Source organism: Azospirillum sp. UENF 211521 (assembly GCF_058780535.1).
Window position 1 is genome coordinate 1521868 of sequence record NZ_JBSNCF010000002.1, and the last position, 13133, is coordinate 1535000.

The following is a 13133-nucleotide window of genomic DNA, read 5'->3' on the forward strand; positions in this document are numbered from 1 at the left end:
GTTAGAGAGACCGACGTGACGCCTCGGCACAGCAACAGGACCAGCATCGACGCCGCGCCCGCGGAGACGGAGTGCGTCGCGAACGCGCTGCGCGTCTGCCGCGCCGCCGCTCTGCCGGCCTTCGTGCTGAGCGGACCACCGCACGCCGCCACGCTCTTCGCCAACGACGCGCTGTGCGCGCTGCTCGGCAAGGAGCCGATGGCGGGCGGGCAGCCGGCCCCGGCCTGGTTTGGACCGGTCTGGCCGGCGGTGCTGGGCGCCGTCGATCCGTTGTTCTCCGACGACACCGAGGAACCGGTCGGCATCGAGCTTCTGCCCGTGGGCGACGCTGACCCCGCCGCGTTCGAGGGCGTGCCGCTGACCGAGGACGGGCGGACGGTCGCCGTGCTGGCCCTGGCCAGGCAGGCGGCGCCCGACGACCGCGTCGTCGCCCGGATGGAACGGGCGATGCGCTCGGAGATCGAGCGGACGACCGCCGCGCGTTCCCGCTTCCTGGCCTCGGCCAGCCACGACCTGCGCCAGCCCTTCCAGGCGATGCGCCTGTTCCTCGACGCGCTGTGCAGCCAGATCAGCGACGAGAAGGCGCTGAGCACGGCGGAGATGCTGGGCAACGCCATGACGGCGGGCGAGCGGCTGCTGAACGCTCTGCTCGACATCTCCACGCTGGACGCCGGCACGGTGACCCCGGACCCGCAGCCGGTCGCCCTGGACGAGCTTCTGGGCCAGCTCGTCCAGGAGTTCCGGCCGCAGAGCGAGGAGAAGGGCCTGCGCCTGCGCGCCCGCCTGTGCCCCGGCACGGTGGAAACCGACCCGGTTCTGTTCGGGCGGGTGATGCGCAACCTGCTGACCAACGCCATCCGATACACCCGGCATGGCGGGCTGCTGCTCGCCATGCGGCGGCGCGGCAACCACTGGCGCATCGATGTCTGGGACACCGGCTTCGGCATCCCCGAAGAGCAGTTGACCGCGATCTTCGACGAGTTCCACCAGCTCCAGAACCCCAACCGCGATCCCAACCGCGGGCTGGGCCTCGGCCTCGCCATCGTGCGCCGGCTGGCGGAGCTTCTCGGCCTGCAGGTCGAGGTGCGGTCGCGCATTGGACGCGGCACGGTCTTCTCCGTGTCGCTGGAGGCGGCGACCCCGCCGGCCGAACCGCCCTGCGGCCACCCCGCTCCCCCGCCCTCCGCCGCCAGCGCTCCGCCGCTGACCGGGATGACCGTTCTGGCCGTGGACGACGAGGCCATGGTGCTGACCGGCCTGCAGATGATCCTGGAAAGCTGGGGCTGCACCGTCGCCGCCGCGAGCGACATGCGGGAGGTCTTCGCGGTGCTGGACGGCTTGCCCGACGCGCCGTCGGTCATCCTGACCGACCTGCGGCTGCCCGGAAAGGTGTCCGGCTTCGACGTGATCGACCGGGTGCGCCGCCTCTACGGCCGCGAGATCCCCGCCGTGGTGCTGAGCGGCGAGACGGCCCAGAGCGCCCTGCTGGAAGGCCAGCGCCGCGGCTGCTCGTTCCTGCACAAACCCCTCCACCCCGGCGACCTGCGGCAGGTCCTGGAACGGCTGCGCGGGGGCGGGGACAAGGGTGGGGAAAAGGGCGAGGGGGCGTAAAGCCGACCGCCCCCCGCGACGTCCGTCGCGGAGCCGCTCACACCCAGCGGTCGCCGTGGCTGTAGACGACCAGCCGGTCGCCGCGGGCGAAGCCGGCCAGCGACACGCCGCAGCTTTCCGCCATGCGCACCGCCAGGCCGGTGGGGGCGGAGATGGCGACCAGCCCGCTGATGCCCAGCCGGGCGGCCTTCTGCACCAGCTCGTAGCTGGCGCGGCTGGAGGTCAGGACGAAGCCGCCCCGCCGGTCCACGCCCGTGCGCACCAGCCAGCCGATCAGCTTGTCCAGCGCGTTGTGGCGGCCGACATCCTCGCGCACCGCCAGGATCTCCCCCGCCGCGTCCACCCAGGCGACGCCGTGGGCCGCCCCGGTGGCGCGGTGCAGGGTCTGCCGCTCGGCGAAGCGGGGCAGCGCGCGCTCCACCGCACCGACCGACAGCCGCCCGCCCGAAGGGACGGGCCGGCCGGACCGGGCGATGGCCTGGAGGCTTTCCACCCCGCAGACGCCGCAACCCGACCGCCCGGCGATGCTCCGCCGCTTGCCCTTGAGCGCCAGGAAGCGCTCCATCGGGATCTCCATGCGGACCTCGATCCCGTCGCAGCCCTCCACCACCCGCAGGCTTTCCAGCTCCTCCGCGTCGGCGATGATCCCCTCCGTCAGGGAGAAGCCGAGACCGAACTCCTCCAGGTCGTCGGGGGTCGCCAGCATCACCGCATGGACGATGCCGTTGTAGGCGATTGCGACGGGCACCTCCTCCACCACCGCGTCGTCGCAGAGCTGTGCGGCGTCCGGACCCAGCCGCAGGACGGTCATGCGGTGGGTGGTGGACGGCGCGGCGACGTCGGTGGCGAAGCTCATGGCGGTATCCTTCTTAGGAATTCCCCTCTCCCCTCCGGGGAGAGGGCTATAAAGCGCTCTCAAACGATCAATGCCCGGTTTCCTTGCCGGTCACCTGACGGAACCAGCGCGGATGGTGCTTGCGCGCCCAGGCGTGGGTGACCACACCCTCGACCATGGCGCGGATCGTGCCCTGCACCCACAGCGCGGCGTAGACATGGACGATGATGCTGGCGATCAGCACCAGCGCGCTGGCGGCGTGGACCAGAAGCGCCACGCGGATGATCGGGATCGGGAAATAGCCCGCGAAATAGGGCCGCCACGCGATCACCCCCGACACCAGCAGCAGGATCATGCACAGCACCATGACCCAGAACATGCCCTTCTGGCCGCCGTTGTAGCGGCCGATGTCGCCGACCTCGTTGCCCTTCATCACCTCCTTCACCGACATCATCCACTTCACATCCTCCTTGTTGATGAGGTTGTGGTGGGCGTAGCGGAAGAACTGGCGGGCGAAGGCCAGGAACATCACCACCCCGACGAAGGGATGGACGATGCGGGCGAGCTGCGGCGTGCCGAACACGCCGGTCAGCCAGAAAAAGGCCGGGTAGAAGAAGGCCAGCCCGGAGATGGCCAGCAGCACGAAGCAGACCGCCACGATCCAGTGGTTGATGCGCTCCGCGGCGCAGTAGCGTTGGATCAGCTTTTCCGACGTCTTCACAGCGCGTTCTCCCGTTCCTTATGCTTGGTGCCCTGGGCGGGCGGGGCCGGCGGCGTGCCGTGGTCCGCCTCGTCCTCGTCTTCGGCGCGATTCGGGCCGACCGTGATGTAATGGAAGAAGCCGAACAGGCCGGCGGCGGCGACGCCCAGCGTCGCCAGCGGCTTCAGCATGCCCTTCCACACCCCGACGACGGCGCTGATCGACGGGTTGTCCGGCAGGCCGGAGTAGAGCGTCGGCTTGTCGGCGTGGTGCAGCACGTACATGACGTGGGTGCCGCCCACCCCGGCGGGGTCGTAGAGGCCCGCCTGGTCGTAGCCGCGCGACTGGAGGTCGGTGATGCGGGTCTGGGCAACCTCGATCATGTCCTCCTTGCTGCCGAACTGGATGGCCCCGGTCGGGCAGGTCTTGACGCAGGCCGGCTCCTGCCCCACCGCGACGCGGTCGGAGCACAGGTTGCACTTGTAGGCCTTGCTGTCGGCCGGGCTGAGGCGCGGCACGTTGAACGGGCAGCCGGAGATGCAATAGCCGCAGCCGATGCAGTTCTCCTGGTGGAAGTCCACGATGCCGTTCTTGAACTGCACGATGGCGCCCGGCGACGGGCAAGCCTTCAGGCAGCCGGGGTCGGCGCAGTGCATGCAGCCGTCCTTGCGGATCAGCCACTCCAGCTTGCCCTTCTCCTCCACCTCGTTGAAGCGCATGACCGTCCAGGCCTGCGAGGACAGGTCGGTCGGGTTGTCGTAGACGCCGACGCAGGTGCCGACCTCGGCACGCAGCTCGTTCCATTCCGAGCAGGCGACCTGGCAGGCCTTGCAGCCGATGCAGACCGTGGTGTCGATCAGCTTCGCCACCTCCTGCGGGTTGCGCGCCTGCGGGGTCGGCGTCGGGGTGGCGGACCGGCGCAGGATATCGAGGGATTGCAGTGCCATGACTTACGCCACTCCGATCTTCTCGACGTTCACGAGGAACGCCTTGTATTCCGGGGTCTGGGTGTTGCAGTCGCCGACGGCGGGCGGCAGCGTGTTGGACAGGAAGCCCTTCTTGGCCACCGTCTCCCAGCCCCAGTGCAGGGGGATGCCGATCTGGTGGACGGTGCGGCCCGCCACCTTCAGCGCCTTGATGCGCTTGGTCACCACCGCCTTGGCCTTGATGTGGCCGCGCTTGGAGGAGACCTGGACCCAGTCGCCGGCCTGGATGCCCTTCTCCGCCGCCAGCGTCTCGCCGATCTCCACGAACTGCTCCGGCTGGGCGATGGCGTTCAGCCGCACGCTCTTGGTCCAGAACTGGAAATGCTCGGTCAGGCGGTAGGTGGTGCCGACGTAGGGGAACTGGTCATGGGTGCCCAGCCGCTCGCGGTCGGCCTTGAAGATGCGGACCGCCGGGCTGCTGACCACCTTCGGGTGCAGCGGGTTGGTGCCGAGCGGGCTTTCCATCGGCTCGTAATGCTCGGGGAAGGGGCCGTCCACCAGCTTGTCGGTGCAGAACAGGCGCCCGACGCCCTCCGGGTTCATGATGAAGGGGTTCATCCCGTCGGCCGGCGGCGAGTCCACCTTGAAGTCCGGCACGTCGGCACCAGCCCAGGCGGTACCGTTCCACGCGATCAGGGTGCGCTTGGGGTCCCAGGGCTTGCCCGACGGGTCGCAGGAGGCGCGGTTGTAGATGATGCGGCGGTTGGCCGGCCACGCCCAGGCCCAGCCCGGCGTGTTGCCGAGGCCGGCGTCGGTGTTGTCGCGCCGGGCCATCTGGTTGCCCGCCTGCGTCCAGGAGCCGGCGAAGATCCAGCAGGCGCTCATCGTCGTGCCGTCGTCGCGCAGCAGGGCGAAGTTGGGAAGCTGCTCCCCCTTGCGGGCGAGGAACTTCGCCGGGTCCTTGGGGTCGGGGATGTCGGCCAGCGCGCGGCCGTTCATCTCCTTCGCCAGCTCCTCCGGCGTCGGCTCCAGCGGGTTCTTGTAAGGCCAGGAGAGGTTGAGAATCGGCTCCGGCGCGGTGCCGCCCTCCTTGGCGTAGAGGGTGCGGACGGCCATGAACAGCTCGGCCAGGATCTCCTGGTCGGTCTTCGCCTCGCCCGGCGGGTTGGCGCCCTTCCAGTGCCACTGCAGCCAGCGCGAGGAGTTGACGATGGCGCCGTCCTCCTCGGCGAAGCAGGTCGAGGGCAGGCGGAACACCTCGGTCTTGATCGACGCGGTGTTGACCTCGTTGACCTCGCCGTGGTTCTGCCAGAAGGAGGCGGTTTCCGTGGCGATCGGGTCGATCACCACCATGTATTTCAGCTTGGCGAAGTCCGCCGCCGTCTTGCGCGCGTCGGGGAAGGAGGTCAGCGGGTTGAAGCCCTGGACGATGAAGCCGTTGACCTTGCCGTTGTGCATCAGGTCCATGACCTGCAGCACGTCGTACATCTTGTCCCACTTGGGCAGCCAGTCGTAGCCCCAGTTGTTCTCCGCCGTCGCCTTGTCGCCCCAGAACCACTTCAGCAGGCTGACGAAGAATTTCGGCGTGTTGGCCCAGAAGTTGAGCTGGCCCGGCGCCTGCGCCTTCGGCGCGGTCTTGGCGATGTAGTCGGCGAAGGTCGGGTGCGCCTTCTCCGACGGCAGGGTCAGATAGCCCGGCAGGTTGGTGGACAGCAGGCCGAGGTCGGACAGGCCCTGGATGTTGGAGTGGCCGCGCAGGGCGTTCACGCCGCCGCCCGGCATACCGATGTTGCCCAGCAGGAGCTGGATCATCGCCATGGTGCGGATGTTCTGAGCGCCCACCGTGTGCTGCGTCCAGCCCAGCGCGTAGAGGATCGTGCCGACCCGGTCGCGCACCGCCGTGGAGCCGAGATGCTGGCAGACGCGCAGGAAGCCGTCCTTCGGCGTGCCGGTCAGGTCCTCGACCAGCTCCGGCGTGTAGCGCGCGTAGTGGGCCTTCATCAGGTTCCACACGCAGCGCGGATGCTGGAGCGTCGGGTCGGTCTTCGCCGTGTTCCCGTCCGCCTCGACCTCGTAGTTCCAGGACGAGCGGTCGTACTGGCCCTTGGCCGCGTCGTAGCCGCTGAACAGCCCGTCCTCGAACCCGAAGCCTTCCTTCACGATGTAGGCGGCGTTGGTGTAGGCGCGGACATAGTCCCACTGGATCTTGTCGTTGGCGACCAGCCAGTTGATGACGCCGCCCAGGAACACGATGTCGGAGCCGGCGCGGATCGGCAGATACTCGTCGGCCACCGCGGCGGAGCGGTTGTAGCGCGGGTCGACGACGACGATGCGCGCGCCGCGCTTCTTCGCCTCGACCGCCCACTTGAAGCCGACCGGGTGCGCCTCCGCCGGGTTGCCGCCCATGATCAGGATGAAGTCGGCGTTGGAGATGTCCACCCAGCTGTTGGTCATCGCCCCGCGCCCGAAGGTCGAGGCCAGCGCCGACACGGTCGGGCCGTGGCAGACGCGGGCCTGCGCGTCGGTGCCGACGATGCCCAGCGAGCGCATGACCTTCTGCGTCAGGATGCCCGTCTCGTTGGACGAGGCCGACGCGGTCAGCATGGCGGTGGACAGCCAGCGGTTCACCGTCACGCCGTCGGCGGTCTTGGTGACGAAGTTGGCGTCGCGGTCGTCCTTGATGTGGCGGGCAATGCGCTCGATCGCCTCATGCCAGGAGATGCGCTTCCAGCTGTTCGACCCGGCCTCGCGGACCTCCGGGTGTTTCAGGCGGTTCGGGCTGTGGATGAAGTCCAGCAGGCCGGCGCCCTTGGGGCAGAGCGAGCCGCGGCTGACCGGATGGTCGGGGTCGCCCTCGATGTGGATGATCTCGGCCTTGGCGTTCTTGGCGCCGTCGCCCAGGCTGTACATCAGCAGGCCGCAGCCGACCGAGCAGTAGGGGCAGGTGTTGCGGATCTCCTTGGCGCGGGCGAGGCGGAACTGGCGCACCTCGGCCAGCGCCTCGGACGGCAGGAAGCCCAGAACCCCCATGCTGGAGGCGGCGAGACCGCCCGCCGTGACCTTCAAGAACTGCCGCCGTGATACCTGCATGGGTGTGATGGGCATGAAACCTCCCTGATGTCGGCCCTGGTGTCAGGATGTGCCGGCCCGGCGCTTGAGCGCCTGGAGCCGGTGGCGCCGCGCCGTCCGGGGTGACCCGGCCGGAGTGGCGCATCCCCCAAAGGGCAGATTCCGTGCCAGCCGGTGCCTATGGCGGAATGCGGGGACTTTGCTGGGGCGGACGGACGGAACGGCCATGCCCGCACCGCGCCGAGGGACATTTTGTCCGGCCGGCGATGGACAAAATGTCCCTAACGTTTGTGTGGAGGACAATCTGTCGAGGGTGGGGGCAGCTAAAATCCCTCTCCCCTCCGGGGAGAGGGTCAGGGTGAGGGGGTTGCGCTTCTGCCGGACGTGCCGCCATGCGCAACCCCCTCACCGACCCTTCGGGCCACCCTCTCCCCAGAGGGGAGAGGGCTATTGGTCCCTCCTGGCACCGTTCTTGCGCTGTGCTATCCCTTCCGACTGTTCGTGATCCGTGACCGGGAAAGCCACCATGACCGCCTCCTCCTCCGACGCCCCGATTTCCGAAGCGGCGATGTCCGAAGCGACGATGTCCGAGGCGACTGCCGCCGCCATGGCCGCCGCCGGTCTGGTGCCGGGCCAGTCGCCGGCCCCGCGGCGCCTGCCCGACGCGGCGATCTTCACCCGGCGGGCGGCGCGCCTGCGCGCGCTGGCGGAGGGGCACGCCATGGGCGACTGGCTGCGCTTCGTCGCCACACTGGCCGATGCCCAGGCGGCGGTGGTCGCCACCCCCGCCACCCTGCCGCCGGAGGAGCAGTGGGCCGCCGACCTGCGCGCCCTGGCCGCCAAGCTCGACGCCCTGCCCGGCGGCGCGCACGACGCCCTGACCGCGCTGGCCGCGTCCGACGCCGACACCCTGGAGGCGCTGGCCGGGCGCTGGGCCGGCGACGCGCTGGAGGACGGCGACCTCGCCGCAGCACCCTTCCTGGCCGCGGCCTTCCAGACCGCCTGGACGCGCCACGCCGAGGCGCTCGACCCGGCGTCGGTCACCGCCCACGCCACCGCCGCCGCCTGCCCGGTCTGCGGCGGCGCGCCGGTCGCCGGCGTGCTGCAGGTCGGCATGGAAAGCGGCGGCCTGCGCTATCTCCATTGCGGGCTCTGCCACACCGCCTGGCACCATGTGCGCTCGTCCTGCGTGGCCTGCGGCGACGGCAAGGACGTGTCCCAGCGCTTCGTCGAGGGGGCGGACGGCACGGAGGCCAACAACGCGGTGCGCGCGGAGACCTGCGACGCCTGCCACAGCTATCTGAAGCTGCTGTTCCTGGAGAAGGCGCCGGGCCTCGACCCGGTGGCCGACGACCTCGCCACCCTGGCGCTCGACCTGCTGCTGGGCGAGGAGGAATACCGCCGCATCGGCGTCAACCCGTTCCTGGCGGTTGCCGGGTAAAGAGACGCCGGATAAAGGGGAATCAGCCCCCCGCGGTGATCCGCTGGGCGGCGAAGAAGGGCGCGGTCGGCTGGTCGGAATAGACGGCCTGCCGCCGCAGCCACAGGGTGAAGCGGGTGCCGCGCCCCGGAACGCTCTCCACCGTGATCCGCCCGCCGTAGCGCTGGACGATGGCGTAGCTGATCGACAGGCCGAGCCCCGTCCCGGTCTGCTTCTTGGTGGTGAAGAAGGGGTCGAAGATGCGGGCCAGATCGCCCGCCGCGATGCCGTGGCCGGTGTCCTCGACCCCCACCAGCACCCCCTCGAACGGCTCGGCCCCCGGCAGACGCTCGTCCGGGCCGATGTCGCGGCTGTCCAGCGTCAGGCTCCCGCCCTCCGGCATCGCCTGCATGGCGTTGACGATCAGGTTGATCAGGACCTGCTGAAGCTCGCCGCGGTTCATCTCCACCGGGCCGCCGGCCTGGGCCTTCAGAGTCACCACGACCCGCGCCCGGTTCAGGTTGTGGCGGGTCAGCACCAGACAGTCGGACAGCACGCCGTTCACGTCGGTCGGCTCGGCGTAGCCGGCGAAGTCGCCGGGCCGGGCGAATTGCAGCAGCTTGGTCACGATGGCGTGGATGCGCCGGGTCTGCTCGTCGATCAGCCGGACCTCCTGGCGCACCGGCTCGATCCCATCGCCCAGCACCTCGCGCAGCAGGTCAAGGTTGCCCTGGATCACCGCGACCGGGTTGTTGATCTCGTGCGCCACCCCGGCGGTCAGCTCGCCGATGGCGGTCAGCTTCTCGTTCATCACCAGCTGCTGCTGGGCGCGGCGCAGGGTGGCGTTGGCCTCCTCCAGCGCGGCCGTGCGCAGCGCCACCTTGCGGTCCAGCTCCTCGGCAGAGCGCTGAAGCTCCCACCGCCGTGCCGCCACCGAATCCAGCAGATGGTCGAAGGCGCGGGCCAGCCGTCCCAGCTCGTCCCGGCTGGCGGTCGGGCCGATGCGCGCGGAATCCTCGCCCCTCTCAATGCGGACGATGACGCCGGCCATGCGCTCCAGCGGGCGGAAGATGGCCCGCGCGCCGCGCAGGCCGACCAGCGTCCCCAGCCCCGACACCAGCAGGAACAGCAGGAACAGCCCGGCCAGCGCCTTGTACAGGGTGTCGCGCAGCGGCGATTCCAGGAACCCGACATAGAGCATGCCGATCCGCCGCCCGGCGGTGTCGGCCAGCGGCTGGTAGCCCGACACATAGGTGTCGTTGACCACGAAGGCCGAACCCAGCCACGGCTCGCCGCGGTCCAGCACCTTCTCCGCCACCGCCTGCGACGCGCGGGTACCCAGCGCCCGCTGCCCTTCGAACAGCCGGACGTTGGTGGCGATGCGGGTGTCGCCGAGGAACAACGTGGCGGTGCCCTGGCTGCCCAGCGGCAGCGAGGCGTCCTGATAGACGATGGTGTTCAGCCGGTCGACGATGCCCTGGTTGCCGTTCAGCAGTACCCCGCCCTCCAGCACCCCGAGCAGACGGCCGTCCGGCCCGTCGAAGGGAATGGCGACCTGGATCACCAGCCCGCGATCCTCGGCGCCCTGACTTTCGACATTGCGCGGATCGGGCCGGGCGGCACGGGTCGGCACCAACGGCGTGTGGGCGGCCCGGCGCAGCGCCGGGTTCAGCGCCTCCAGCTCCGCCGGGGCGAAGACCTCCAGCCCGTGCTGCGCGTAGCCGTGCAGCGCCTCGCGCACCACCGACCAGCCGCTGCGGTCCGCCGGGACGGCGAAGGACCCGCCCGCCCGCACCATGCCCCCGGCGTCGAGCAGCAGCAGATAGTCCAGCCCGTGCTCCTCCGCCTCCTCGTCGAGCAGCCGGCGCAGATCGGCGGGCGTCCCGCGCTCAAGCACCAGGGCCAGACGGTGGGAGGTCGCCACCCCCTCCAGCCCGTTGCGCAGCGACATCTGCACCCGGTCGAAGAACTGCCGCGCCGTCCCCAGGTCGGAGCTGACCTTGTTGACCAGAAGCTGGTCGTAGCCCTGCGTCCCCCAGGCCCAGACGATCATCAGCAGAACCGGCGCGCCGACCAGCAGCGGCGCCAGCACCAGAGCCAGCAGCTTGAGCCGCACCGACTCCGCGTAGGCCGCCGCCAGCCGCTTCAGCATATGCGGCCGGGGCGCGTTGGGGGGCGGCGCCGGAGATGGGGGCGTCACACCCCCCATTCCACGCATTTCCGGTCCAGCGTCTTGCGCGACACGCCCAGCAGGTCGGCGGCGCGCGCCTTGCTGCCGTCGCAGCGCGCCAGCACGGTCAGGATGTGGCGCTTCTCCACCTCGGCCAGCGGCAGCACGTCGCTGTCGCCGTCCATGCGGACGTGGCGGACCGGACAGGGCGCGCAGGGCGGGTTGCCGGCCACCGCGGCGGCGCACAGGCTGGGGTCCGCGGCCAGGCCCGCCTCGACCGCCGCGGCGTTGGCGGTGTCGAGATCGTCGAGCGGAAATTCGCCGAGCAGCAGCGACCGCTCCACGAAGTTGCGCAGCTCGCGCACGTTGCCGGGCCAGGAATGGCACATCAGCGCCCGCGTCACCTCCGGCGTCAGGGTCAGCGGCGGCACGGCCAGCCGCGCCGGCAGGAAGCGCATGAACAGCGCGGCCAGCTCCGGCACGTCCACCGCGCGCTGGCGCAGCGGCGGGATGGTCAGGGTCATCACCTCCAGCCGGTAGAACAGGTCCGGACGGAAGCGCCCCGCCGCGGCCTCTGCCTTCAAGTCGCGGTTGGTGGCGGTGACCACGCGGACGTCCACCGGCACCTCCTGCTCGCTGCCGACCGGGCGGATGCGCCGCTCCTCCAGAACGCGCAGCAGCTTGGATTGCAGGGTCAGCGACAGCTCGCCGATCTCGTCCAGGAACAGCGTGCCGCCGTGGGCGTAGTAGAACAGCCCCTTGCGCGCGTCCTTGGCCCCGGTGAAGGCGCCGCGGGCGTGGCCGAACAGCTCCGCCTCGATCAGGTCGGCGGAGATCGCCGCACAATTCACCGCCACGAAGGGCCGGTCGGCGCGCGGCGACAGGTCGTGCAGCGCGCGGGCGACCAGCTCCTTGCCCACGCCGGACTCGCCCTGGATCAGCACGGTGGACGGGGTCGGCGCCACCCGCTGCACCAGCGAGCGCAGCCGCATCATGGCATCCGACCGCCCGACGATCTCGTCGCGCCCGTTGTCCTTCTTCGACAACTGCCGGCGCAGCACGTAGTTCTCGCGGGTCAGCCGGGTGCGCTCGACGCAGCGGTCGATGGAATTCAGGATCTGCTCGACCCGGAAGGGCTTCAGCACGAAATCCGCGGCGCCGGAGCGCAGGGCGTCGATGGCCGTGTCCATGTCGGCGAAGGCAGTGACCAGGATCACCTCGCCGGCAAAGCCGCCGGCCATCAGCTCTTTCAGCCAGTCCAGCCCGGAGCGGCCCGGCAGGGCGACGTCGAGGATGATCACCTCGGCGTGGATGCGCTCCAGCTTCTGGGCGCCCTCCTCGGCGCTGCCCGCCACCTCGACCCGCCAGCCACGCCGCTCCAGCGCGCGCGACAGGAAGCTGCAGATGCCCTCCTCGTCGTCCACCACGAGGATGGAGGGCTTCGCCTGATCCTCCATTCGGCCCCCTTCCGGCACGCTGCGGTCGGACGGGGTGGAGACTGGCGCGGTCATGGTCATCACTGTGCACTCGGCGGCGGAAAGCCCTGCATTCTAGGAGACCGCAACCAAGCCGGGCCAGTGATTTCCGAAATCCGGAATAGTCCCAGCGTCCCGCTTGGACAACCGCGCCGCACCGTGCGACGCTCTCCCGCTCATCGCACAGACCGGGAGCCGACCGTGACGGACACCAGCGGATCATTCGTCCATGCCGGACCGCGCCTCGCCGGCGCCGGCGTCAGCGACGCCGAATGGCGAGCCCGTATCGATCTCGCCGCCGCCTACCGTCTGGTCGCCGAACGCGGCTGGGATGACCTGATCTACACCCACATCTCGCTGGCCGTGCCGGGCGAGCCGGGGCGCTTCCTCATCAACCCCTTCGGCCTGACCTTCGACGAGGTGACCGCGTCCAACCTCGTCAAGATCGACATCCACGGCGCCATCATCGGCGACAGCCCCCACCCGGTGAACGCCACCGGCTTCGTCATCCATGGCGCCGTCCATGCAGCGCGCGAGGACGCGCGCTGCGTCATGCACCTTCACAACGAGGCGGCGGTGGCGGTGTCGATGCTGAAGGACGGGCTCCTCCCGCTGTCCCAGCACGCCCTGCGCTTTTACCGCGACCTCGCCTACCATCGGTACGAGGGGCTGGCCCTGACCGACAGCGAGAAGGTCCGCCTCGTCGCCAATCTCGGCACCCGCCGGGCGATGCTTCTCCACAACCACGGCAGTCTGGTGACCGGGCGCACGGTTGCGGAGGCGTTCTGCCTGATGGACATGCTGGACAAGGCGTGCCGGATGCAGCTCGCCGCGCAGGCGGCCGGCGCGGAACTGGTGTCGCCGCCTCCGGAGCTGTGCGACAAGACCTACCGGCAGCTCACCGCCGACCCTGAGCCGGAAGGCGAA

Annotated in this window: 9 protein-coding genes (1 of these 9 running past the window's edge); 3 read left to right on the plus strand and 6 right to left on the minus strand. The window is 70.2% G+C overall.

The window, feature by feature from the left end; genetic code table 11:
- Positions 1-15: 15 nt before the first annotated feature.
- Positions 16-1611, plus strand: a complete 1596-nt coding sequence (locus ACWPN5_RS23650) for a hybrid sensor histidine kinase/response regulator (protein WP_145689557.1) — start codon at positions 16-18, stop codon at positions 1609-1611.
- Between the two features lie 37 nt (positions 1612-1648).
- Here ACWPN5_RS23650 and fdhD read toward each other — a convergent pair whose 3' ends face one another.
- The 4 genes from fdhD to fdnG all read right to left on the minus strand — a co-directional run bounded on the left by fdhD (position 1649) and on the right by fdnG (position 7177).
- Positions 1649-2467 (minus strand): formate dehydrogenase accessory sulfurtransferase FdhD, encoded by an 819-nt coding sequence (fdhD, locus tag ACWPN5_RS23655; protein ID WP_492297710.1) that lies wholly within the window; start codon positions 2465-2467, stop codon positions 1649-1651.
- 67 nt (positions 2468-2534) lie between these two features.
- Positions 2535-3167: a formate dehydrogenase subunit gamma gene (locus tag ACWPN5_RS23660; protein WP_040134720.1), complete on the minus strand. Its 633-nt coding sequence runs from the start codon at positions 3165-3167 to the stop codon at positions 2535-2537.
- Positions 3164-4093, minus strand: a complete 930-nt coding sequence (gene fdxH / locus ACWPN5_RS23665; protein WP_145689562.1) for a formate dehydrogenase subunit beta — start codon at positions 4091-4093, stop codon at positions 3164-3166. Before fdxH ends, ACWPN5_RS23660 begins: the two co-directional genes overlap by 4 nt.
- A 3-nt stretch (positions 4094-4096) precedes the next feature.
- Positions 4097-7177: a formate dehydrogenase-N subunit alpha gene (fdnG, locus tag ACWPN5_RS23670; protein ID WP_492297712.1), complete on the minus strand. Its 3081-nt coding sequence runs from the start codon at positions 7175-7177 to the stop codon at positions 4097-4099.
- 490 nt (positions 7178-7667) lie between these two features.
- Between fdnG and fdhE the strand changes: the two genes are divergently transcribed.
- The gene (fdhE, locus tag ACWPN5_RS23675) at positions 7668-8582 is read left to right on the plus strand and encodes a formate dehydrogenase accessory protein FdhE (RefSeq protein WP_492297714.1); all 915 of its coding nucleotides are present in this window, start codon (positions 7668-7670) and stop codon (positions 8580-8582) included.
- A gap of 22 nt (positions 8583-8604) precedes the next feature.
- On the opposite strand, the gene ACWPN5_RS23680 is transcribed toward fdhE, so the two are convergent.
- Both ACWPN5_RS23680 and ACWPN5_RS23685 read right to left on the minus strand, forming a co-directional pair.
- Positions 8605-10713, minus strand: a complete 2109-nt coding sequence (locus ACWPN5_RS23680; protein WP_492297716.1) for a cache domain-containing protein — start codon at positions 10711-10713, stop codon at positions 8605-8607.
- A gap of 44 nt (positions 10714-10757) precedes the next feature.
- Complete coding sequence (locus tag ACWPN5_RS23685) at positions 10758-12242, minus strand: sigma-54-dependent transcriptional regulator (protein WP_492297718.1); 1485 nt, start codon at positions 12240-12242, stop codon at positions 10758-10760.
- A 165-nt stretch (positions 12243-12407) separates the two neighbouring features.
- On the opposite strand from ACWPN5_RS23685, the gene ACWPN5_RS23690 reads away from it, so the two are divergent.
- On the plus strand, positions 12408-13133 hold the 5' portion of the coding sequence (locus ACWPN5_RS23690; protein WP_145689567.1) for a class II aldolase/adducin family protein. Its footprint extends 60 nt past the window's final position; only the first 726 of its 786 coding nucleotides appear in the window; the start codon lies at positions 12408-12410; its stop codon lies beyond the right edge, outside the window.